Annotated in this window: 21 protein-coding genes and 1 riboswitch; of the genes, 10 read left to right on the top strand and 11 right to left on the bottom strand. The window is 63.4% G+C overall.

What is annotated here, in order from left to right:
- Positions 1-33 precede the first annotated feature (33 nt).
- Positions 34-513: a hypothetical protein gene (locus tag CWS72_RS25575; protein ID WP_146002886.1), complete on the bottom strand. Its 480-nt coding sequence runs from the start codon at positions 511-513 to the stop codon at positions 34-36.
- Positions 514-1251: 738 nt separating this feature from the next.
- Here CWS72_RS25575 and CWS72_RS25570 point away from each other — a divergent pair.
- The 4 genes from CWS72_RS25570 to CWS72_RS25555 all read left to right on the top strand — a co-directional run bounded on the left by CWS72_RS25570 (position 1252) and on the right by CWS72_RS25555 (position 5064).
- Positions 1252-1581, top strand: coding sequence for a GlpM family protein (locus CWS72_RS25570; protein WP_101253501.1), 330 nt, complete (start codon positions 1252-1254; stop codon positions 1579-1581).
- Between the two features lie 49 nt (positions 1582-1630).
- Positions 1631-2557 carry an AEC family transporter gene (locus tag CWS72_RS25565; RefSeq protein WP_101253496.1) on the top strand — a complete coding sequence of 309 codons (927 nt, stop codon included), beginning with the start codon at positions 1631-1633 and terminating at the stop codon, positions 2555-2557.
- A gap of 58 nt (positions 2558-2615) precedes the next feature.
- Positions 2616-3395 (top strand): SDR family oxidoreductase, encoded by a 780-nt coding sequence (locus CWS72_RS25560; RefSeq protein WP_101253495.1) that lies wholly within the window; start codon positions 2616-2618, stop codon positions 3393-3395.
- 181 nt (positions 3396-3576) lie between these two features.
- Positions 3577-5064 carry an ABC transporter substrate-binding protein gene (locus CWS72_RS25555; RefSeq protein ID WP_199175995.1) on the top strand — a complete coding sequence of 496 codons (1488 nt, stop codon included), beginning with the start codon at positions 3577-3579 and terminating at the stop codon, positions 5062-5064.
- Positions 5065-5165: 101 nt separating this feature from the next.
- On the opposite strand, the gene CWS72_RS25550 is transcribed toward CWS72_RS25555, so the two are convergent.
- From CWS72_RS25550 to CWS72_RS25525, 6 genes are read right to left on the bottom strand one after another with little or no spacing between them, the layout of a single operon-like run.
- Positions 5166-6137, bottom strand: a complete 972-nt coding sequence (locus CWS72_RS25550; RefSeq protein WP_101253494.1) for an ABC transporter ATP-binding protein — start codon at positions 6135-6137, stop codon at positions 5166-5168.
- Positions 6134-7111 (bottom strand): ABC transporter ATP-binding protein, encoded by a 978-nt coding sequence (locus CWS72_RS25545; RefSeq protein ID WP_101253493.1) that lies wholly within the window; start codon positions 7109-7111, stop codon positions 6134-6136. The genes CWS72_RS25550 and CWS72_RS25545 overlap by 4 nt, the downstream gene beginning before the upstream one ends.
- On the bottom strand, positions 7108-8016 hold the full coding sequence (locus CWS72_RS25540) for an ABC transporter permease (RefSeq protein ID WP_101253492.1): 909 nt from the start codon (positions 8014-8016) through the stop codon (positions 7108-7110). Before CWS72_RS25540 ends, CWS72_RS25545 begins: the two co-directional genes overlap by 4 nt.
- Entirely contained in the window at positions 8013-8933 is a 921-nt protein-coding gene (locus CWS72_RS25535) for an ABC transporter permease (RefSeq protein ID WP_101253491.1), read from the bottom strand. The genes CWS72_RS25540 and CWS72_RS25535 overlap by 4 nt, the downstream gene beginning before the upstream one ends.
- A complete protein-coding gene (locus CWS72_RS25530) occupies positions 8930-10261 on the bottom strand; it encodes an FAD/NAD(P)-dependent oxidoreductase (RefSeq protein WP_158240822.1) in 1332 nt (443 codons plus the stop codon). Before CWS72_RS25530 ends, CWS72_RS25535 begins: the two co-directional genes overlap by 4 nt.
- Positions 10258-10536 (bottom strand): 2Fe-2S iron-sulfur cluster-binding protein, encoded by a 279-nt coding sequence (locus CWS72_RS25525; RefSeq protein WP_199175994.1) that lies wholly within the window; start codon positions 10534-10536, stop codon positions 10258-10260. Before CWS72_RS25525 ends, CWS72_RS25530 begins: the two co-directional genes overlap by 4 nt.
- 83 nt (positions 10537-10619) lie before the next feature.
- On the opposite strand from CWS72_RS25525, the gene CWS72_RS25520 reads away from it, so the two are divergent.
- The 3 genes from CWS72_RS25520 to metB all read left to right on the top strand — a co-directional run bounded on the left by CWS72_RS25520 (position 10620) and on the right by metB (position 14390).
- On the top strand, positions 10620-11816 hold the full coding sequence (locus CWS72_RS25520) for an NAD(P)/FAD-dependent oxidoreductase (protein ID WP_158240821.1): 1197 nt from the start codon (positions 10620-10622) through the stop codon (positions 11814-11816).
- Positions 11817-12006: 190 nt separating this feature from the next.
- Positions 12007-12927 carry a 4-hydroxy-tetrahydrodipicolinate synthase family protein gene (locus CWS72_RS25515; RefSeq protein ID WP_101253487.1) on the top strand — a complete coding sequence of 307 codons (921 nt, stop codon included), beginning with the start codon at positions 12007-12009 and terminating at the stop codon, positions 12925-12927.
- Between the two features lie 94 nt (positions 12928-13021).
- A riboswitch (SAM riboswitch) is annotated at positions 13022-13126 on the top strand.
- Positions 13127-13214: 88 nt separating this feature from the next.
- A complete protein-coding gene (gene metB / locus CWS72_RS25510) occupies positions 13215-14390 on the top strand; it encodes a cystathionine gamma-synthase (protein ID WP_199175993.1) in 1176 nt (391 codons plus the stop codon).
- Positions 14391-14404: 14 nt separating this feature from the next.
- On the opposite strand, the gene CWS72_RS25505 is transcribed toward metB, so the two are convergent.
- The 4 genes from CWS72_RS25505 to CWS72_RS25490 form a co-directional block, all read right to left on the bottom strand.
- The gene (locus CWS72_RS25505) at positions 14405-15226 is read right to left on the bottom strand and encodes a class I SAM-dependent methyltransferase (protein WP_101253499.1); all 822 of its coding nucleotides are present in this window, start codon (positions 15224-15226) and stop codon (positions 14405-14407) included.
- Between the two features lie 241 nt (positions 15227-15467).
- Positions 15468-16271, bottom strand: a complete 804-nt coding sequence (locus tag CWS72_RS25500; RefSeq protein ID WP_101253485.1) for an ABC transporter ATP-binding protein — start codon at positions 16269-16271, stop codon at positions 15468-15470.
- On the bottom strand, positions 16268-17059 hold the full coding sequence (locus CWS72_RS25495; RefSeq protein ID WP_101253484.1) for an ABC transporter permease: 792 nt from the start codon (positions 17057-17059) through the stop codon (positions 16268-16270). The genes CWS72_RS25500 and CWS72_RS25495 overlap by 4 nt, the downstream gene beginning before the upstream one ends.
- The gene (locus CWS72_RS25490; RefSeq protein ID WP_101253483.1) at positions 17056-18078 is read right to left on the bottom strand and encodes a taurine ABC transporter substrate-binding protein; all 1023 of its coding nucleotides are present in this window, start codon (positions 18076-18078) and stop codon (positions 17056-17058) included. Before CWS72_RS25490 ends, CWS72_RS25495 begins: the two co-directional genes overlap by 4 nt.
- A 358-nt stretch (positions 18079-18436) precedes the next feature.
- Between CWS72_RS25490 and CWS72_RS25480 the strand changes: the two genes are divergently transcribed.
- The 3 genes from CWS72_RS25480 (at position 18437) to CWS72_RS25470 (ending at position 20994) form a co-directional block, all read left to right on the top strand.
- Complete coding sequence (locus CWS72_RS25480) at positions 18437-18856, top strand: aconitase X swivel domain-containing protein (protein WP_101253481.1); 420 nt, start codon at positions 18437-18439, stop codon at positions 18854-18856.
- A 21-nt stretch (positions 18857-18877) separates the two neighbouring features.
- A complete protein-coding gene (locus tag CWS72_RS25475; protein WP_101253480.1) occupies positions 18878-19447 on the top strand; it encodes a hypothetical protein in 570 nt (189 codons plus the stop codon).
- A 128-nt stretch (positions 19448-19575) separates the two neighbouring features.
- Positions 19576-20994, top strand: coding sequence for an FAD/NAD(P)-binding protein (locus tag CWS72_RS25470; RefSeq protein WP_101253479.1), 1419 nt, complete (start codon positions 19576-19578; stop codon positions 20992-20994).
- Positions 20995-21099 lie beyond the last annotated feature (105 nt).

Here is a 21099-nt window from a genome sequence, read left to right as displayed (position 1 = left end):
GTGATTTGGTTCGCGTGAAGACTGTCACCGGTGTCAGGCCGGTCGCGGCGGGGCGCGGGCCTGATAGCGATGGGGAACGAAGGAGGAAGGCGCCCGCCGATCGGGCGGCAGGCTCCGCTCCACGACGAGCGGTGCGGACACCGTCTGGGCGGTTGGCGGGCCGGCGGCCAGCGCGCCCGAAGAGGCGTTGCCCAAGGGAAAGCAGGCGGGGCAGACCATCTTGCCGTGGTCGGCGCCGCCTCGCTGGTCCTGGGGCGGTTGATGCTGGACATGCTCGCACAGCGGCATGCCGTCCAGCATCGCCATATCCATCGCCTGCGGCGCCGCCGCGGGTAGGGACGTCACCGTCCAGCCGAAAAGATTGATGGCGAGAACGATCGCTCCCGCCCAAGCCGTCAGCAGATGCTTCAGGGGCGTTTTGCCACGGCGCGGGAACACCGCGCGGTCCTCGTCCCGTGGGGAGAGGTCCGCTGTTTTCAGCAGAGAGAGGAGTTGGTGCCGCCGTCGCGCCATGATTCCTTAATCGACCGGTTTCCGCTTGTGGCCGAGCCTCGATCCGACCGGCGGGAACGTTGATCCTATCTGGTTATCCACTGTTTATATCCGCCTGCCTTGACGCAGATCAAAACCCATGGGGCATGCTACCAAGAGATATAGAATAACCACATTTTATGGATATTAATACTCATTATCGTTTCCTCATTCGCCGCAAAAGGCGTGGTTATCATATGCTGATAATTAACATATATTTTGTGTTATCAATTTAAATCACACATGATTTATGTCGCTAATTCGTATGGTATACAAATTTTATGGATTTTAAAGACAGATAATCCATTGGTTTGGGGCAATCGAGTGAACCCGCTTGCCCTGATTTAAATTGTTGCCCCTCACACGCCGGGCGTCGGACATCCGTCCGCCTCGGACTTCCTCCGCTAGGGGCTGTCGTCATTTACCGCTCTTCCGGTATTTTGGTTTGGCGATTCAATCAAAAGATGTCCTGCCCGGCCTTGAGCCGGGCATCCACGCCCCCGAACAAGTCCCCGTCGTTCGCTCCCACCACGTGGATGGCCGTGTCGAGCACGGCCATGACGGTTTTTGGGGCCATCAGCACGACTGACGACAGGCTCTAAAGCTTCGGGGCGCCAACGCTCCAACGCGGCCAAATCCTCAACGATCGCTGTTGCGGATGGGGCAGCCGTTTGCTTTCCTGAAATGCTGGAATTTCAGCGGTGGAGCGGGAGCGCGAAGATGGATGTGATTTGGAAAGGGCTGATCGGCGGTGTGGTGACGGCCCTCATCGTCCTGGCGTCGAAGCGGGGCAATGTTCTTCCCGGAATTCTGCCGCTGGCGCCGACCTTCGCGGTGATCGCCTTGCTGGCGGTGGGCTCGAAGGGGGAGGCGGGGGCCTTCCGCCAGGCCTGCCTGGCCGGAGTGAAGACCATCCCCGCCTATCTGGTTTTCCTCGGGTCATGCTATTTTCTCATCGACCGGCTTGATTACCGGTGGGCGATCCTGGGGGGATTGGCCGCATGGCTGGCGGCGGCCCTGATGATCTTTCTTGCCCCCAAGGCTCTTTGAGGTGGATAAGACGCGGCATCCAGCCCCGGGAAAGGCCTGAAAGGTCGTCATGTTTTCCGTATTATCGATCACGGCGCCGATTTTCATCGTCATCTTGCTGGGCTATGTCTCGACGTGGAAGAACATCACGACGAAGGCCGATGTCCGGGCGCTCGGGGTGTTCGTCATCAAATTCGCCCTTCCCGCGCTGATCTTCCGCTCGCTGTCGCAACGCTCATTGTCGGAAATCGTCAATTTCGACTATCTGCTGGCCTGCGCGACGGGCTCGCTGTCCGTGTTCCTGTCCATGTTCGCCTTCGCCCGCATCGTGCGGAAAAAGAACATGGCGGTCAGCGCCATGCACGCGCTTGGCTCGTCGGTTTCCAACAGCGGCTTCATCGGCTATCCCATCGCCATGCTGGTCCTGGGGCCGGCGGTGGTCGTCGCCCTGGCGCTGACGATGATCATCGAGAATATCGTGATGATCCCCCTGGCCCTGGTCCTGGCCGAATGCAGTGGCCAGGAGGGCAAGAGCATCCGCGAGGTTCTGCTTCCCATCGCGAAAAAGATGGCCCTCAATCCGCTGATCCTGGCCATCCTGTTGGGCGGCGCGGTGTCCCTTTCCGGCATCACCCTGCCGGTTCCGATCTCCAAGCCCATCGATATGCTGGCGGCGGCGTCGGGCGTCGTCGCCCTGTTCGCCGTCGGCGGCGTACTGGTCGGGCTGCGGGTCGGCGGCATGGTGGCCGATATCGGACGGATCGTCGGCACCAAACTGATCTTGCATCCCACCGCCATTTTTCTGGCGCTTTTCCTGGTTCCCCGACTGGACCCGGATTTACGCAAGGCGATGGTCATCCTGGCCAGCGCGCCGATGCTGTCCATCTATCCCCTGCTCGGCCAGGCCTTCGGTCAGGAACAGGTCTGCGCGGCGGCACTGATGGTCGCCACCACCTTTTCCTTCCTGACCATTTCGGGGCTTTTGCTGTTGCTCTGATGACGGCGGCGGGCCGCCGGCGGATCGAATCGCGTTGAGACTCTGAGGGAAGGTGGGCATGGATCTGGGGATAGCGGGGCGAAAAGCCCTGGTCATCGGCGGCAGCAGGGGGATGGGGCGTGCCTGCGCCGAGGCGCTGGCGACGGAAGGGGCCGAAGTCGTCATCGCCGCGCGCAAGGCCGGGCCGCTGCGGACGGCTGCCCTGGAAATCGAGGCGGCGACGGGGCGCCCGGTGCGGACCGTTTCGCTCGACATCACCACCGTCGCCGGTCGGGACGCGGCCCTGGCGGCATGTCCCGAGCCGGATATCCTGGTCAACAACGGCGATGGGGAACCCCCCGGCGATTATCGCGACTGGACCCGGGAGGATTGGATCCGCGCCCTCGACCGGATGATGCTGTCTCCCATCGAAATGATGCGCCTGACGGTCGACGGCATGATGGCGCGGGGATTCGGCCGTATCGTCAATATCGTGTCGCGCAGCGTGAAAACGCCGCAGATCGAACTGGGGCTGTCCAACGGCGCCCGTTCCGGTCTCGTCGGTTTCGTCGCCGGCCTGGCCCGGCAATCCGTCGCGCGCAACGTCACCATCAACAATATCCTGCCGGGGATCGTCGCCTCGGACGCGCAGCGCGAGCATGTCCGGGGGCTGGCCGAAATGACGGGACGGTCATTCGATGAGATCTGGGCTGAGCGGGCTCGGCAAAATCCGGCCGGCCGATATGGCGACCCTTCGGAAATCGGGGCCAGCGTCGCCTTTTTATGCTCGGCGAAGGCGGGGTTCATCACCGGACAAAGCCTGCTGATCGACGGCGGCCAATATCCCGGGACCTTTTAACGGGATCATTTGGGTTTTTCCGGCCGGTCCAATCGGCCGCGTCCCCATCCTCATCCGCCGATTTCCGATTCGGCATCCGGACCGCATGGCCGGAAGAGCGGTTTATCCGATCGAAAAAGTTTACTGGGGAAGAGATGTGTAATATCCTCTCATATAACACAAAAAGAGGGTGTTTATGGTGATGTTTTTGCAAAAAAGATTGTCATTTGCGGTCGTCGGCCTGGCCGGGGTCATGCTTGCCGGTGGAGCCCATGCCGCGCCCGTTACCGTGGCGATGGGTTCCGAGCCGACCAGCCTCGATCCGCAACTGGTCCAGGATGGCGGGGAATGGACCGTTAACGACAATATTTTCGAAACGCTGCTGGTCCGCACCGCCGATGGCCATCTGCAGACCGGTCTGGCGGCCGAGATGCCCAAGCAGGTCAACCCGACGACATGGCGGGTCAAGGTGCGGCCGGGGATCAAATTCGCCGATGGGGAACCGCTCAACGCCGACGCCGTCGCCTACAGCGTCAACCGGATCGTCGATCCCAATTTCAAATCGCGTCAGCTCCCCTTTTTTTCCACCATCGCCAAAGCCGAGAAGGTCGACGATCTGACGCTCGACGTGACGACGAAGGGGCCCGATCCGGCCGTGCTGACGCGTCTTTACTATTTGAAGATCGTGCCGCCGCAGGCGTCTCAGGCCACCGATTTCGCCAGCAAGCCGGTTGGTACCGGTCCTTACCGCTTCGTCGAATGGACAAAGGGGCAGAAGATCGTACTGGAGCGCAATCCGGATTATTGGGGGCCAAAGCCCGAGGTGGAACGGATCACCTTCCGCTTCATCAAGGAGCCGGGAACCCGTCTGTCCGGCCTGAAGGCCGGCGAGTTCGATTTCATCCACAATCTCCTGCCCGAATTCGTCAAGGACGTGCCGCAGGCGGTCAATACCACCGGTCCCCTGCTCACCATGATCGAAGTGGATTCCCGCAAGACCGCCGGTTTGACCGCGGATGTGCGGGTGCGCAAGGCGCTTAATCTGGCTGTCGACAAGACCGCTTTGGCGCAAAGTCTGTTCGAGGGCTTCGCCTCGGTCGCCGATGGCCAGATTCTTGAACCCGGCTGGTTCGGCTACAACCCGAACATCAAGGCCTATCCCTACGATCCCGAGGCGGCCCGCAAGCTTCTCAAGGAGGCGGGTGCGGAAGGGGCCACCATCGATATCTACGGCTCCAACGGCCGGTGGCTGAAGGACCGCGAGATCACCGAGGCCGTCGCCGGCTTCTGGGAGGCGATCGGTCTCAAGGTGAATGTGCATATTGTCGAATTCAGTGAATATCTTGACCGGTTGAATGATCAAAAGGCTCGTCCCCAGACGATCTTCATCGGTCATTCGAACCAGTTGTTCGACGCCGACCGTACGGACAGCGCCTATCTCGAACCCGGCCGTTCGGGGGCTTCGAACGACAACGGGGAAATCGGCGAGTTGATCAAGACGGCGCGGGCCGAGACCGACGTTGGCAAGCGCGAGGATCTCTACCGGCGGATCGGACAGATCGCCCACGACGACGCCCTGTTCGTCTTCCTGCTTTATCAGAAGGATATCTTCGGTCTGTCGAAGTCCCTGCGCTGGCAGCCCAGGGCTGACGGCAAGGTTCTGATCAAGGATGTCTCGTTGGCTAAGTAAATAGATTGAGACTGCGGCAAGCTCCGGGGGAAACCCCGGGCTTGCCGTTTTGCCCTTAGGGCTTGGAGCGATAATTTCGCCCCAAGCCCTTATTTTCGAGATCACGCCTCCCAGCAGGCGGCCAGATGGCCGGGCCGGCGCTCTTCCAGGGGCGGGGCCTGGATTTCACAGCGGGCGGTCTTTTTCGGGCAGCGGGAGGCGAAACGGCAGCCGGCCGACGGGGAGAGCAGGCTGGGCGGCTCCCCTTTCAGGACGATGCGCCGGCGGGCCGCCATTTTTCCCGGAGTGGTGGCCGGTACCGCCGAGAGCAGGGCTTCCGTGTAGGGATGCAGGGGGGCTGAATACAGGCTTTCGGTCGGAGCCAGTTCGACCAGATGGCCGGCATAGAGAATGGCGATACGGTTCGAGATATGCCGGACCACCGCAAGATCGTGGGCGATGAATAAGGTCGTCAGGCCCAGTTTGCTTTTCAGATCCTGCAGCAGATTGACGATTTGCGCCCGGACGGAGACGTCGAGGGCCGAGACGGGTTCGTCGGCGACGATGAACTCGGGTTCGGAAATCAAAGCCCGGGCGATCCCGATGCGCTGGCGCTGCCCGCCGCTGAAGGCGTGGGGGTAGCGGCTGGCCGAATCGGCGGGCAGACCGACCATTTCGAGCACTGCGGCGACCCGGTCGGCGGCGTCCCCGGGCGAGCCCAGCCGATGCACGCTCAAAGGCTCGGCGATGATGTCGCCCACCGACATGCGGGGATTGAGGCTGGCGTAGGGGTCCTGGAAGACCATCTGCATGCGCCGGCGCAATCGCCGCAGCGGCGCTCCGGACATCCGCGTGACGTCGATGCCGTCGAATGTCACGCTTCCGCCGGCGAGCGGCAGGCGTCGCAAGATGGCGCGGCCCAGACTGGTTTTCCCGGAACCGGATTCCCCGATCAGACCCAAGGTCTCGCCCCGGTCGATGGTCAGGCTGACGCCGTCGACGGCCCGCAGGGACAGCCGTCGGGGGGGAAGCCAGCCCTGCCAACCCATGTCGAAGGCCACGCTCAGGTTATCGGCTTTGAGAAGAGCCGTCATGGAACCATCTCCCAGGCCGGTTCAAACGGGCGCCAGCAGGCCATCCGGCGGTCATCGTCCTTTTGCATCGGAGGCGCTTCCCGGCGGCAGCGATCGTCGGCCAGCGGGCAGCGTGCCGCGAAGGCGCAGCCCGGCGGCGGCTCCAAAAGATCGGGAGGGGCGCCTTCGATGGACAGCAGGCGATCCTGCCCCCCGTCGATGCTGGGGGTCGCCCGCAGCAGGCCCGCGGTGTAAGGGTGGGCCGGGCGGCCGAACAACAGATCCGTCGGTCCCTCCTCCACGATCTGACCGGCGTACATGACGGCCATGCGTCCGCATAGCCCGGCAACGACGCCCAGATCATGACTGATCAGCAGGATCGATAAATTCAGGCGCTTCTTCAAATCCTCCAGAAGATCGAGGACCTGCGCCTGTATGGTGACGTCCAGCGCCGTCGTCGGTTCGTCGGCGATGAGCAGCCGGGGGGAGCAGGCCAGGGCCATGGCGATCATCACTCTTTGACGCATCCCGCCGGAGAATTCGTAAGGATATTGTTTCAGGCGCCGTTCCGGTTCGTTGATGCCGACCAGGGTCATCAGTTCCAGGGATCGCGCGCGCGCCTTTCCGCGGTCGTAGCCGAGATGCCTGCGCATTCCTTCGGCCAATTGAACGCCGACCGGCAGCAGCGGGTTGAGCGACGTCATCGGATCCTGGAAAATCATCGCCAGCTCATGTCCGCGCAGATGGTCGCGGACGGAGGGCGCGGCCAGCAGGTCGTCGCCGTTCCAGCGGATTTCGCCGCCGTGGATGCGCCCCGGCGAGTGAACCAGGCCCATCACCGCCTGGGCCGTGACGGATTTTCCCGATCCCGATTCGCCGATCAATCCGACGGCCTCTCCTTCGTTCACCGACAGGCTGACGCCGCGCACCGCCCAGGCGGTGCCGCGCCTGGTGTGGAAGCGCACGTCGAGTTTCTCTATTTCGAGGAGCGTCATGGGGCGGCGCCCTCCTCGGCGACGACGGCGGCGGCAAACAGCTTTTCCCGTTCGTGGGGATCGGCGACGATTCTCAGCCAGTTCGCGAACAGATTGGCGCCCAGCACCGTCACGGTGATGGCCAATCCCGGGAAGCAGACCAGCCACCAGGCCCGGAACAGATAATTCTTGCCGGTGGCCAGATCGAGGCCCCAGGAGGTGTCGGGGGGCTGCACGCCGACGCCGAGGAAGGAAAGGGCGGCCTCGGCCAGGATGACGCGGGCAAATTCCAGGACGGCGAGCGTCAGCATGGGGGCGAGCAGGTTGGGCAGGATATGGCGCCACACGACGCGGATCGGATGGCAGCCGATGACTTCCGCCGCCTCGACATAGGGCGCCTCGCGGACGGTCAGCACGATTCCCCGGGCCATGCGGGCGAACACCATCCAGCCGTTGAGGCAAAGCACGACGATCACGGTCTGGAGTTTCGGGCCGACCACGGCGAGGATGATGATGGCGAGCAGCAGGCCGGGAAAGGCCACCTGGGTATCGACCAGCCGCATGATGGCCGAATCGACCCGGCGTCCGAAATAACCGGCGATGATGCCCAGTATGGAGCCGAAGGTGCCGGCGATGGCGGTGACGCTGGCGCCGACCAGCAGGGAGGCCCGGGCGCCGATGATCATGCGCGACAGCACGTCCCGTCCCAGATGATCGGTTCCCAGGGGCCGCGCCCAACTGCCGCCGTCGAGCCAGGCCGGGGGCTTCAGGCGGGCGGCCAGATTGATGGCGCCGGGTTCGTGCGGGGCCAGCACGGGGCCGAAGACGACCAGCACGATCAGGAGAAGGATGACGGTCAGGCCGAACAGGCCGGTTTTGTCGCGCCACAGATCCGCGGCGATTTCGGTCAATGGATTTCTGTTCATGACAATTTGATCCGTGGGTCGATCACTTTGTAGGCGATGTCGATCGCCAGGGTGAGCAGGACGACCATCAGGGCGACGGTGAAGACCGAGGCCTGCAGCAAGATAAGGTCGCGGCGCTCGATCGATTGGACGGCGAGGAAGCCCACGCCGGGCCAGGAAAAGACCGTTTCGACGACCACCGAATAGCCGGCGAGCATGCGGATCGCCTCCCAGCCGGCCATGGTGATGATGGGGTTGGCCGCGTTGCGCATGACATGGACCCCGAGGATCCTGCCGAAGGTCAGGCCTTTGGCCTCGGCGGTTCGCACATAGGCGCGATTGATTTCATCGATCGCGGTGGAGCGCACCATGATCGTCAGCCGGCCGATGGAGGGCAGGGCCAGCGACACGGCGGGCAGGACGAGATGACGCAGGCTTTCGTCCCCCGAGGTGGGCAGCCAGTGCAATTGCACGGCGAACAGCAGGATGAGCAGCAATCCCAGCCAGAATTGGGGAACCGATAATCCGGTCAGGCTGAGGCCGACCAGAAGCCTGTCGAGATGTCCCCCCGGCCGCGTCGCCGCCGCCAGGCCCATCGGCAGGGCGAACAGAACGGCCAGGGCGATCGCCGTGCCGACCAGGGACAGGGTGTCGGGCAGCCGTTCCAGGACGATGTCGGCGGCGGAGCGTCCCTGCCAGAGGGAATCGCCGAAATCGAAATGCAGCAGGCGGATGCAGAAGTGCTGATACTGCTCCCAGATGCTGCCGTCGAGGCCGAGCTTGGCCGCCAGGGCGGCGCGTTGCTCCTCGGTGCTGTCGAGCGGCAGCATCACCTTGACGGGATCGCCGATCAGCCGGGTGACGACGAAGACGACCGTGGTGACGCCGAGCGCGACGATCATTCCGTGAAGGATGCGGCGAAGGAGAAACGGAATCATGCGGATCGATGTCCTTGCTCGGGGCTGTCCGGTTCGGTGCGGACGAATGCGGAGGCGGGAACCGGACGCAGCGGCAGGCGGACGGTACCGGGAGGAAAGTCCGCCGGCGGCAGGCCGGCGGCTTCGACGATGGCCCGAAGACCGGCTTCGCAGGTTCGTCCCTGGCAAAGGCCCATTCCCGCCCGGCTGGCCAGCTTGACGGCGGCGGGGCTTCGATAGCCGTCGGCCAGCGCGTTCCGGACGCTGCCGACTGAAGTCCCTTCGCAGCGGCAGATGATGGTCGCATCGGGGATGGCCCGCAGCGCGGCGGGGGAAATCTGCGACCAGACGGCCAGAGCCTGTCCGGCCTTGCGCAGTGACGGCAGCCGGCGCGAAGCCCGCCGGCGGGCCACAGCCAGGCCGGGGGGCAGGGGCTTGGCGGCCTTTTCGATCAGTCCGGCGGCCAGACAAATTCCTTCGGCTTCGGCGAGTGTCAATCCGCCCAGCCCGGCCCCGTCGCCGAGGACGAAAATACCCTCCCGCGAGCTTTGGAATTCCTCGTCGCGCTCGGGCAACCAGGCCGACCAGGCGTCATTCCACGCCAAGGTCAGGCCGGCCAGCCGCGCCAGTTCCGTGTTGGACTGCAATCCGAAACCCAAACCGACCAGCGAGGCTTCGAGACGGCGCCCGTCGGAAAGCTCAACCGATTCGACCCGTTCGGCGCCGTGCACCGCCACCGGAAAATCGTGATAGAGCGGAACGCCGGCCAGCCGCCGCCGCATTTCCATGACGGCGCCCCGGGCCAGGGCGCCCGGGCGGCGGGCCAATCCCGACAGAAGGCGCAGGTCGGCGGGCCGGCCGGCGTCGACGATGCCGCTCAGGTGGACGCCGGCGGCGATCATCTGGTCGGCGGCCAGGCGGAGGAGGGGGCCGCTGCCCACCAGCGCCAGGGGGCCGGCCGGTCGCATGCCGTCCTGCTTGAGCAGCCGTTGCAAGGCGCCCAGGCCGAGAACACCCGGCAATGTCCAGCCGGGAACGGGCAGCGGCCGCTCGGTGGCGCCCGGCGCCAGCACGATGCAATCGGCCGTTTCCGTTACCGCCTGGCCGGAAGGCCCCAGCAGAGTGAGGCGCCGGTCGGCGGCGATGTCGATGACCTCGGTTTCCGGACGATAGTCGAGGCGGGCTTGCGCGATGGCGCGGCGTAAGCCGTCCCCCTCGCGGCCTCGCCAGCCGGCGCCGCCGGCCGATCGTTCTGCGTCGATCAACAGTGGGTGAAGACCGGCCCTGGCCAACCAGACGGCGAGGGTGCCGCCGGCTGGACCGGCTCCGACGATGGCGATCCGGCTCATGGCGAGGTCCTCAGAACCAGACCCGGCCGCACTGTGGTCCGGCAACTGCGCTGTTGGGGCACGTCGTCGATGGTGAGGGCGCATCCATGGCAGGTTCCCATCAGACAATAGGGCGCGCGGGGGGATCCGTCGGCCGTGGCGCCGAAGCGCAGGACGCCGGCCGCCATGAGCGCCGCCGCCAGATTGGCGCCGTCCGGCAGCATCAGGGGGCGACCGTCGAAACTAATCTCGACCAGACGGGAAGCGGGAGGGGAAATGAAGGGAGGGCTGGTCATCGACGATATGTCCGAGTAATTCTGAAAAAACAGATGGTCCATGCGATGGCATGGCGTTCACGCCGGATTTAAGGAAAAGTAGAATGCTGGATATTGAGGTCGACATCGCCGTTATCGGGGCCGGTATCATCGGATCCGCCTGCGCGGACGAGTTGGCCGGTCTTGGTTTCAAGGTGGCGCTGATCGACCGTTCCGAACCGGCCACCGGCACCAGCGGCGCCTGTGACGGGTATATTTCCACATCCACCAAGGTGCCGGGCATCACGCTCGAATTGGCGGTGGAGAGCCAGCGCCTGTGGCGGGATCTGGCCGCCGGCATCGGCCGCGACATCGGCTACAGCCAGCCCGGCGGTTTGATGATCGCCGAAACCGAGATCGATCCCTCCGCGCTTGAGAGACAAGCTGAGAAACTGCGCGCCGCCGGCGTGGTGGCGGAACTGCGGGACCGGCCGGGACTGCTGGCTCTTGAGCCCAATTTCGGCCCCCGGGTGCATGCCGCCCTTTATTGTCCGGGCGAAGCCCATGTGTCGGGTTACGCCGCGACCCAGGCGCTGGCGGCACGGGCGGTCGAAAGGGGTGCCCGTGTTTTCTGGCGGAGCGCCATGGCGCCGATCGAGATGTCCAGCGACCGGTTGCTGAGGGTGGAACTGACCTCGGGGGGCGAAAAAATCCGCGTCGCGGCGGAACAATGGGTGCTCGCCGCCGGTCTGGGAAGCCGTGCGATCGGCGAGCAACTGGGATTGCCCCTGCCCATCGAGCCCCGGCGGGGCGATCTCGTGGTGACCGAAAGGATGGCCCGGCCGCTGGTCGGCCGTTTTTGCGCCTCCGCCCATTACCTCGTCGCCAAGGGCAATCCCGAACTCGCGGCGACGTCGGAAGACCCGAGGGAGCGTCTGGGCTACGGCTTCATCGTCGAGCCCACGGCCGAGGGGCAGTTGCTGCTGGGCAGCACCCGCATTTTCCGCGACGGAGACCGCAGCGGCGATATCGATGTCACCAGAATGATCGTGGAGGAGGCCGTGGCGCGGCTGCCCGCCCTGGCCGGGGTTGCCGTCCTGCGTGGTTTCGCCGGGTCGCGGCCGTTCGTTCCGGATCGCAAGCCGATCATCGGCAAAAGCCGCAAGAAAACCAATCTGCTGGTGGCGACCGGGCACGAAGGCGACGGCATCACCCTGGCGCCGATCACCGCCCGGCTGATCGGCGAATTGGCGCGGGAACAGCCTCTCAGCATGTCGCTGGACAATCTGTCGGTCGACCGCTTCTGTTCCGATCCATCGTGACGTCGCCATGGGCCCCCTCAATTCGAAGGGGCGAATATCATCACGCGCAAATGGTAAAATCAATAAAATTTCACACCTTTCATGTGCATTTAATTGTCCAATGGGATAGGTTGTTTGTCATAAGTTTTGTACAACAGAAATTTTTGTGTGTATTAAGGTGGCCTTCATGGCCGCAGAGGAGCTTAAGTCAATGCCCAAGCAGAGGATCGAGGGTTCGTTCGTCGCCCTGATCACCCCGTTCAACCAGGATGGGTCCGTCGATTTCGAAGGTTTCCGGACCTTGTTGAAGTTCCAGGAAGACAATGGGACCGCCGCCGTCCTGATCATGGGGTCGACCGGCGAGGTTTCGATGTTGTCTCCGGATGAGCGGCGGAAAATCATCCATGAAACCGTCAAATTCAAGACCGGTCGGATGAAACTGTTCTACGGTTGTACCGGCAACAACACCGATACCACCATCGAATATCTTCGCTATGCCGCCGCCGAAGGCGCGGATGGGGCGATTCTGGCCGCGCCGGCCTATATCTGCGGGTCCGAGGCGGATATCGAAGCCTATTTCGCGGAAGTGGCCGACGCGGTGGACCTGCCGCTGGGGATTTACAACAATCCGCCCCGGGTGAAGACGGATCTGGGGCACGAGGCGCTGTTGCGCCTGTTCCGCCACCCCAATTACGTGGTCCACAAGGAATCGACGGGCCGGGTCGGTCAGGTCGCCCAGATATTGGCGGCCCGCCCTGACGTTTCGGTGATGTGCTGCGATTCGCCCAATCTTGGCCTGGTGGTTCCCACCATGTCGTTGGGCGGGCAGGGAACAGCCAATATGGGCGGCAATATCGCGCCGGCGGAAATCGCCACCATTTCGACGCCGTGGGCCGGTTGGCAACAGGCCGCCGCGTTCCGCGAAACCTATTTGAGGCTTCTGCCTCTGCTGCACTTCAATTATTCGGCCATCAACCCCGTCGCGGTGAAATCGTTGATGAAGGCCTTGGGGTTGCCGGCGGGCGAATTGCGCCGACCCTTGCGCGGGCTGGAGGGGCCGGCGTTGCAGAAGGGAATCGATATCGTCCGGGCATTGGGATTGGACGAAAAATACGGTTTCAAGATCCGCTGACAAGCGGAAGAGATTACCCAGGGTCAATCGGGGAACCCCGATTGACCCTGCTAAAGCGGTTGACAGACACACCCATCCCTTTCTAGGATCCCGGCCATCATCAAGACCAGCCGAGGGAAAGGCCCGTTGACGCTGGGGCAGCCTACGACCCGTGTCGCAAGGTGCCAATTCCTGCGGCGTTTGGGCCGACAGATGATGGCAGAGCGGGACCACACCCATTCTCCTTTGTTTGCGCAAACCAAATCCGTCGCGGGTTTCGGAGTTTGTGCTTTGACAGGAGAGCGGTGTTGAAAAAGTCCAGTTCGTTATGTCCCCAAACCATCGCGGCCAAAGCCGGCATCGACCAGGATGCGGCCTATGGCGCGATCACTCCGCCCCTGGTGACATCCAGCAATTTTTCATTCGAATCCTTCGGAAACCGCCGCCTTTACGACTATACGCGGAGCGGCAACCCGACCCGCGAAACCCTGGGACAGGTGATCGCCGAGCTGGAAGGCGGACACAACGCCGTCATTACCTCGTCCGGCTTGTCCGCGCTCAATCTGATCTTCTCGGACGTGAGGGCCGACGATCTCATCATCGCGCCGCATGACTGTTACGGCGGTTCCTACCGCCTGCTTCGCGAGCGCGCCGATCTCGGGCAGTTTCGCCTGAAGTTCATCGACTTGACCGATCCGGCGACATGGGACGTGGCCTTTGCCGGCAAGCCGAAGGTCGTTCTGATCGAAACGCCCAGCAATCCGCTTTTGCGCATCACCGATGTCCGGGCCGTGGCGGAACGGGCCCATGGCGTCGGCGCCCTGGTGGTGGCCGACAATACCTTCCTCTCGCCGGTGTCGCAGAAGCCCCTCGAGCTGGGCGCCGACGCCGTCGTTCATTCCCTGACCAAATATATCAACGGGCACAGCGATGTGGTCGGCGGCGCCGTCGTGGCGAAGTCGCCCGAGCTTTTCGAAAGGCTGGCCTGGTGGGCCAATGTCGTCGGCGTGACCGGGGCGCCTTTCGACAGTTGGCTGGTATTGCGCGGCATCCGGACCCTCGATCTCCGGGTCAGGGCGCAAACCAGGACGGCGGGGGAAATCGCCCGTTATCTGGAGGGGCATCCGGCGGTCGCCAAGGTCTATTATCCAGGCTTGGCCTCCCATGAGGGGCATGCGCTGGCGGCCCGGCAGCAGGACGGCTTCGGCGCCATGCTGAGCATCGAACTGACGGCCCCGGACAAGGTCGAAGCCTTCGTCAACGCCCTGGCCGGGCCGGGGAAGTTGTTCAGCCTCGCCGAATCGCTGGGCGGCTTCGAAAGCCTGATCGCCCATCCGGCCACCATGACCCACGCCTCGATGACCGACGAGGAAAGGCGCCATGCCGGGGTATCGGACGCCTTGCTGCGCATCTCCATCGGTCTTGAGGCGGCGCGCGATCTGAAGAACGCCCTTAAGAAGGCCTTCGCCGCCGCCGGCCTGTAAAAGGGCGTCAAGATTCAGGGCTTGATGAATTTCAGGGTCGCGCGGTCGCTTTCTCCGATGGCGAGATAGCGCTCGCGATCCTGATCCTTGAGCCGCAAAGCCGGCGGCAGGGTCCAGACGCCGGCCGGGTAATCTTTCGTATCCTTGGGATTGGCGTTGATGTCCGAGCGGCCGGCGAGTTTGAAGCCGGCCGCCTCGGCCAGGGCGATGACCACGTCTTCCCGGACGTAGCCGCTTTTGGCGAGGGGATCCTGCGGCTGATCGCCCGCCGCCCGATGTTCCTCGACGCCCAGGATCCCGCCATGCCTGAGCGCACGGAAAAAGGACTGGAAAGCGGAATCGGCGCTGCCGTCGGCGAGCCAATTGTGAATATTGCGGAAGGTCAGCACCAGATCTGCCGATTCCGGTGGCGCGATATCGTGGGCATGGGGGCCGAATTCCGTCACCACGACCTTGTCGTAGAGGTTCGGCGCGTCGGCCAGCTTCTTCTCGAATTGGCGTCGGTAAGTCTGCTGCTCCGCCGAGGTCGTCTGTCGTTCCGGGCCGGCGGCGTAATAGGTGCCATGATCGCGCAGGTAAGGCGCCAGGATTTCGGTCCACCAGCCGCCCGAGGGCTCGATTTCGACCACCGTCTGGTCTTCCCTGATGCCAAAGAAGCGCAGGGTTTCGTATGGATGACGGTAGACGTCCCGGGCGCGGTTGGCCGTGCCGCGTTGCGGCCCGTCGATGACGGCCTTCAATTGGACATCCGGCGTTTCGTCGGCGCCGGCCGCCGGGAAGGAGAGCGATGCCGCCATCAGCAGCGGAATAATCGCTTTGTTCGAAAATCCTCGCATGACCACCTCCTTAAGGGTCCGGAACACAATCCGTTCCGGATGCGCTCAGGCTCTGGGGCGAAATAATCGCCCCAGAGCCTGAGGTTTATATGACGCCTGCGCCTCCGGCTTCGTCGGGCGAGAGACGCCGCTCGGGCTTGTTTTTCAAGCCCTTGGCCTTAGCGCACGCATCCGCGTGCTTGGCTGCGGCCTCAATGGCCGCTTTTAGAGTATCGTGCGTCAGACTTGACGCTCGGATACTCTAGATTCCATCGCCCTCCAGATGGCCGAAGGCCCTTCGGCTTTCTTCGCCGATCAAGCGCAGACATCGGCGCTTGGCATCGGCGAATCGCGGCGAGGTCAGGATTTCCTCGGTGCGCGGCCGGGGCAGATCGACCGCGAGATCGAGCAGCACCCGTCCGGGAGAGGCGCTCATCACCACCACTCGGTCCCCCAGAAACAGCGCCTCGTCCACGTCGTGGGTGACGAACAGGACCGTGGTGCGCGTTTGTTCCCAGATTTCCAGCAGTAACTCCTGCATGACGAGCCGTGTCTGCGCGTCCAGGGCGCCGAAGGGCTCGTCCATCAGCAGCACCGGGGGTTCGCCGATCCAGGCCCTGGCCAAGGCGACACGTTGGCGCATGCCCCCCGAAAGCTCGTAGCTGGCATGACGTTCGAACCGTTCAAGTCCGGTCAGGCGCAAATAATGCCGTGCCTGGGCCAAGGCCTCGACTTTCGGCCATCCGGCCAGACAGGGGCCCAGCATTACGTTTTCGATGACGTTGCGCCAGGGCAGCAGCAGTGGTTCCTGGAACACCATGCCGCGATCCCGTCCGGGACCGGTGACCGTCTTTCCGTCGATCAGGACACTGCCGCCGCTGGGTTTCTCGAAACCGGCCGCCAAATTGAGCACGGTCGATTTTCCACAGCCGCTCGGTCCCAGGAGACAGACGAAATTCCGCTCGGCGATTTCCAGCGAAAAATGTTCCAGCGCGCGGGTGCCGCCGCCTTTGCCGGTGTCGCCGTAAACTTGCGTCACCTCCTCGAAGGCGATCTTGACGCTCACTCGCGCCCCGCCCAGGGAACGACGGCGCGTTGCAAGCCGACGACGGCGAGATCGAGCAGATAGCCCGTCACCCCCAAAAGCAGGATACCCAGCATGACGATGTCGGTTCGCATATAGGAACTGGCATTGATGACCATCCAGCCCATACCGGAATCCGCCGCCACCATCTCCGCGGCGATCAAAGTGGTCCATCCGACCCCGAAGGCCAGCCGGACGCTGGTGAAGATTTCGGGAAGCGCGCTGGGCAGGACGAAATACCACAGTTGCTGACGCCGCGTGGCGCCGAAAGCCCGGGCCAGGCGCAACCGCCCCACCTTGACCGACCCCGCGGCGGCGGCGGCACCGACGATCACGCTGAACAAGGTGGAGACGAAGATGAGGAAAATTTTGGAGCTTTCGCCGATTCCCAGCCAGACGATAACCAGTGGAATCAGCGCCAGTTTGGGGAGCGGCCGCAGAAATTGCACGAAGGGGTCGAGGATGGAAGACAAGATGGGCGACAGCCCCATGGCGAGGCCGAGGGGGATGCCCACGACCAGCGCGGCGGCGAAGGCGGCGAGGGCCCGGCCGAGGCTGATCGCCACATGCTGCCAAAGCGGCACATGGCGATAACCGTCGTTCAGCATCTGCAGGGCGGTGTCCAGCACCTCTCCCGGCGCCGGCAGGATCAGCGAACTGGCCCAGCCAAGGCGGGCCGCCTCGTACCAAAGAAGGACGAAGGCGGCAACCGAGGCGATACTGATGAGCGGACCAAGCCGGGCCGAGCGAGCCACGGAAGCCGTGCTCATGGAGCGGCGACCGCCTTGGCGAGGAAGCTGGTGTCGATGAAGGGTGCGAAATCGGACGGCAGATCCGCAGCGCGCAATTCTCCCTGCTCGACAAGGAAGCGCGCGGTATCGGCGAAACTCTTGGTGATCACCGCATTGCCGCTGTCGTGGCCGTCGCCCAGCCATGCCGTGGTCCGCTGTTCGTTCAACGGAGGATAGATCAATCCCGCCAGGGTATCCTTGGCCGCCGCCGGATCCTGGTCCAATTCCTTGGCGATGATGGCCGCCGAACCGTCGGGATCGGCTTTGTAGCGGGCCACGGTGTCGCCGAAGGTCTTCAGGAATTTAACGACGAGGCCGGGATATTTTTCGGCGAATTCCTTGCGCACCACGTAATCGTTGAACAGGAAATAGCCGGCCGGCTGCAGATCCTTGGTGGCCAGGATGGCGTGGCCGTTTTCACCTTCCAACTGCTGGGAGAAGGGCCCCCAGACATAGGCCGCGTCGATGTCGCCCCGCTTCCAGGCGGCGAGCAGGTCCCCGGGTTTCAATTGCACCTGCCGGACCTTCGAGACATCGACCTGATGGACCTTGAAGGCGGCGAGCAGGGCGTAATGGGCGGTCGACCCCGGCGGGTAGGCGACCGCATGTCCCTCCAGCGCCTTGACGCTGTCGATGCCTTTGCGGGCGATCAGGCGTTCACTGGTGGCGATCACGCCGGAGACGGCGATCACCTTGATCGGAACTTTGCGGACCAGGGCCGATACGGTCGGTACCGAACCGATGCGTCCGATATCGACCTCGCCGGCGGCCAGGGCATTGAGTTCATTGGGGCCGTTGGGAAAATTGATCCACTGTACCTTGGTCCCCAAAGCCTTGTCGAAAGACTGGTCGGCCTTGCCCAAAATCCACGGGCGGGGGCCGTTCAGATAGCCGAATCGCACCACGGCCGGTACCTCCTCGGCCTGGGAGAGGGGCGGAAGGGCGAGGAGCCCGGCAAGGGCGCCTGCGGCCAAAATTACATATTTTCCGATCGGCATATCTCAAATCTCATAGAAAATCTGTAGTTAGTATATTAAACACATAGACAATATGGATTGTCTAAGGATTTTTGCGGTGGATTCCCGCAATTTTTCTAAAAAACACACTTGCAAAACGTTTTTACTGAATAAATCTACGTAACGAGTTATATTTAAATAATATAACATTTTATTTTGTGTATTTTAGAGGCGACGTAACGGTGAAGGACGCCGAGAAGGCTATGCAGGACGGAACAAGAAGGGTGGTTCGCCGGCGAGCGATGGAGCGTTTGCCGGACGTCGGCCGGTTTATCGATGCCGGGGATCCTGGTGTTTCCGGTATGGCCCGGCTTGAGGCCATCGCCGGGGGGGAGGTCCCATGAGCTACATGGTTCTGCGTGGGCATCCGGGCACCGGCGCCGCCGTTTCCGGCATCGCCCTGGCCGCCTCCGACAATCGCGATGGCCTTGATCCTGTCCGGGGCATCTTCCCGCGGTCCGGCCATGCCTTGATGGGCAGGAGCTGCGTCGACGTCATCCTGGTTCTTAACGCGGCCCAGGGTGGGGGCGCCACCGCCAGGATGCTGCGCGACATGAATCAGCGCGGACTTTGCCTGAAGGCGCTGTTGCTCAATGCTGCCGATCAGATCATGGCCCAGAGCCCGGCTTTCGACGGCCTTCCCATCATCGATCGCTTCGAGATCGACGTGACCAGGGCCATCGCCACCGGCGATTGGCTCGACGTCGATCCGGCAAGCGGCACCGTCATCATCACCAATGGAGCGGCCGAGATCTTCTGAGATCCGGCCGGGAACTGCCTCATGCACCTTTTTCGACGATTCTTTTCTCTTCTTCTGGGGGCCGGTTGCCTGGTCTCCGTTCAGCCCGCCTTGGCGAAGACGACCTCCATCCGCATTGGAAAACAGCTCGGTTTGTCCTATCTGCCGTTGATCATCGCCGAGCATGATCATCTGATCGAAAAGCATGCTCGCCATCAGGAACTTCAGGACAAGCGGGTCCATCGGGTCTTCGCCGCCGGCGACGTTCTCGGCGGCGGCGGGGCGACCATCCTCCTGTTTGCCGCCAACCGCGTGCGGGTCGACCATCCCGGCCTCAATCAGGCGCTGATCGGGGCGGTTGCCGAGGCTGACCGGATCAGCGAGACCGATCGCCACAGGGCGGCCGGGATTTATCTGGCCGCCGAGAAGCCCTCCCTCAGCCTGGAGCAGGTCGAAGCCCTGATCGGCGATCCCGGCACTCGCTACACCACGGCGACGCGCAACGTCGTTCAATTCGCCCAGTTCATGGCGCGAACCGGCTCCATCAAGAACCGCCCGGAAAGCTGGCGGGACCTGTTCTTTCCCGAGCTGCTCGCCGCGGAGGGAAGCTGAGTGGCGTTGCAGCCATCTTTCGCCGGCGTGGTTGCGCGGGCCATTCGTCCTTCCCACCTGTCATATCTGGTAAGCCTTCGCTCCGGAGGCCTTCCACCCGGGCCGGGACAAAGCGTCAGGATGTGATCATGCCGCCTCCTTATCCGTCCTTCGGCATTATTGGCGCTGGCTTCAGCGGCTCGCTTCTGGCGGTCCATCTTCTGCGGCGGTTGCCTTGTCGCATCCATCTGATCGAACGTCGGCCCGCTTTCGGTCAGGGGCTGGCCTATTCCACCAGTGATCCCGGTCATCTGCTGAATGTGCGGACCAGCCGCATGAGCGCGTTCGAAGACGACCCCGATCATTTTCGACGCTGGCTCTCACGGTGCGATCCGGAGGATGGCGATCCCAAGGCTTTCGTGCCGCGCGCGGTCTACGGCCAATATCTGCAGGGCATTCTCAAGGAGCAATTGCGTCGGAAAAGGGGGTATCTCAGCCTCAATCTGATTCCCGACGAGGCCGTGGGGCTGACTTTCGGCCCATCCTCGGCGAGCATTGCCCTGGCCGGGGGGCGTTCGTTGAACGTGGATGCGGTGGTGTTGGCCGTCGGCAACTTTCCTCCCGAGGCATCCGGCGCGCTGGCCGGCCTCAGGACATCGGCCCGTTATGTCGCGGATTCCTGGAACCGGCCGCGACTGGACGCCATCCCCCCCTCCGAGTCCATCCTTGTCATCGGCACCGGACTCAGCATGATCGATTGCGTGCTTTGTCTGTCGAGGCGCGGTCATCAAGGGCCGGTTCTGGCCCTGTCCCGGCATGGCTTGTTGCCGCTTCGCCATGCGGACGTGGGGGAACCTCTGCCCTGGACGGAGGATATTGCCCCGCCCGTCCGCCTGAGCCACCTGTTGCGCCAGGTCCGGCGAAGGGCGGCGGAAAGCGATTGGCACGCCCTGCTGGATGGGATGCGGCCTTATCTCCAGCAGTGGTGGGGATGCATGTCTTCGGAGGAACGCCGGCGTTTTCTCCGCCACCTGCGCCCCTGGTGGGGTGTGCATCGTCACCGTTTGGCGCCACAGGTGGACGACTGGCTCGCCGGGATGCGCGACGAAGGACGGCTTTCCATCGCGGCCGGCCAGATCGTCGCCGCGGAGGAGCGAGCAGATGGCATCGAGGTCGTCTATCGTCCGCGCGGCGGTGAACAGACGCGGAGCGTGACGGTGGGAACCGTCATCAATTGCTCGGGTCCGGCGACCGACGTCGCCCGCGTTTCCCAGCCGTTGCTGAAGACCTTGCTCAACGATGGGCTGGTCCGGCCGGATGAGCTGCGGCTGGGGTTCGATGTGGCGGAGGATCTGCGCCTGTTGGCGGCGGATGGACGACCCAACCAACGTCTGTTCGCCTTGGGGCCGGTCACCCGCGGACGTTTCTGGGAGGTGACGGCGGTTCCCGACATCCGCCGGCAGGCGGAAGAATTGGCAGCCCATCTGGCTGCGTGCGGTTTCGGTGCGGCGGGTGGGGCAACGGCTGTTCCTCCGATATTCACGTCGATCGCCTCGACCGCGTCTTGATATCGGGCCAGCGAGCTTATGCGAGCGAAAGCCTGAGGGTTTCGGAGAAATCCGCCCGGCGCCTGAGGGGTGCTGATCAGTTTTGATCATCGCAGGTTGGGATAA

Origin of the sequence: Telmatospirillum siberiense (genome assembly GCF_002845745.1) — a bacterium.
Lineage (GTDB): Bacteria > Pseudomonadota > Alphaproteobacteria > Rhodospirillales > Magnetospirillaceae > Telmatospirillum > Telmatospirillum siberiense.
Note: the sequence above shows the minus strand (reverse complement) of the source record. Positions and strands in the feature narration are given on the sequence as shown.

What these genes read in the sequence shown, in the direction of transcription:
- CWS72_RS25575 (WP_146002886.1), bottom strand. Translation starts at nt 513, where the DNA reads ATGGCGCGACGGCGGCACCAACTCCTCTCTCTGCTGAAAACAGCGGAC.
- CWS72_RS25570 (WP_101253501.1), top strand. Translation starts at nt 1,252, where the DNA reads ATGGATGTGATTTGGAAAGGGCTGATCGGCGGTGTGGTGACGGCCCTC.
- CWS72_RS25565 (WP_101253496.1), top strand. Translation starts at nt 1,631, where the DNA reads ATGTTTTCCGTATTATCGATCACGGCGCCGATTTTCATCGTCATCTTG.
- CWS72_RS25560 (WP_101253495.1), top strand. Translation starts at nt 2,616, where the DNA reads ATGGATCTGGGGATAGCGGGGCGAAAAGCCCTGGTCATCGGCGGCAGC.
- CWS72_RS25555 (WP_199175995.1), top strand. Translation starts at nt 3,577, where the DNA reads ATGTTTTTGCAAAAAAGATTGTCATTTGCGGTCGTCGGCCTGGCCGGG.
- CWS72_RS25550 (WP_101253494.1), bottom strand. Translation starts at nt 6,137, where the DNA reads ATGACGGCTCTTCTCAAAGCCGATAACCTGAGCGTGGCCTTCGACATG.
- CWS72_RS25545 (WP_101253493.1), bottom strand. Translation starts at nt 7,111, where the DNA reads ATGACGCTCCTCGAAATAGAGAAACTCGACGTGCGCTTCCACACCAGG.
- CWS72_RS25540 (WP_101253492.1), bottom strand. Translation starts at nt 8,016, where the DNA reads ATGAACAGAAATCCATTGACCGAAATCGCCGCGGATCTGTGGCGCGAC.
- CWS72_RS25535 (WP_101253491.1), bottom strand. Translation starts at nt 8,933, where the DNA reads ATGATTCCGTTTCTCCTTCGCCGCATCCTTCACGGAATGATCGTCGCG.
- CWS72_RS25530 (WP_158240822.1), bottom strand. Translation starts at nt 10,261, where the DNA reads ATGAGCCGGATCGCCATCGTCGGAGCCGGTCCAGCCGGCGGCACCCTC.
- CWS72_RS25525 (WP_199175994.1), bottom strand. Translation starts at nt 10,536, where the DNA reads ATGACCAGCCCTCCCTTCATTTCCCCTCCCGCTTCCCGTCTGGTCGAG.
- CWS72_RS25520 (WP_158240821.1), top strand. Translation starts at nt 10,620, where the DNA reads ATGCTGGATATTGAGGTCGACATCGCCGTTATCGGGGCCGGTATCATC.
- CWS72_RS25515 (WP_101253487.1), top strand. Translation starts at nt 12,007, where the DNA reads ATGCCCAAGCAGAGGATCGAGGGTTCGTTCGTCGCCCTGATCACCCCG.
- CWS72_RS25505 (WP_101253499.1), bottom strand. Translation starts at nt 15,226, where the DNA reads ATGCGAGGATTTTCGAACAAAGCGATTATTCCGCTGCTGATGGCGGCA.
- CWS72_RS25495 (WP_101253484.1), bottom strand. Translation starts at nt 17,059, where the DNA reads ATGAGCACGGCTTCCGTGGCTCGCTCGGCCCGGCTTGGTCCGCTCATC.
- CWS72_RS25490 (WP_101253483.1), bottom strand. Translation starts at nt 18,078, where the DNA reads ATGCCGATCGGAAAATATGTAATTTTGGCCGCAGGCGCCCTTGCCGGG.
- CWS72_RS25480 (WP_101253481.1), top strand. Translation starts at nt 18,437, where the DNA reads ATGAGCTACATGGTTCTGCGTGGGCATCCGGGCACCGGCGCCGCCGTT.
- CWS72_RS25475 (WP_101253480.1), top strand. Translation starts at nt 18,878, where the DNA reads ATGCACCTTTTTCGACGATTCTTTTCTCTTCTTCTGGGGGCCGGTTGC.
- CWS72_RS25470 (WP_101253479.1), top strand. Translation starts at nt 19,576, where the DNA reads ATGCCGCCTCCTTATCCGTCCTTCGGCATTATTGGCGCTGGCTTCAGC.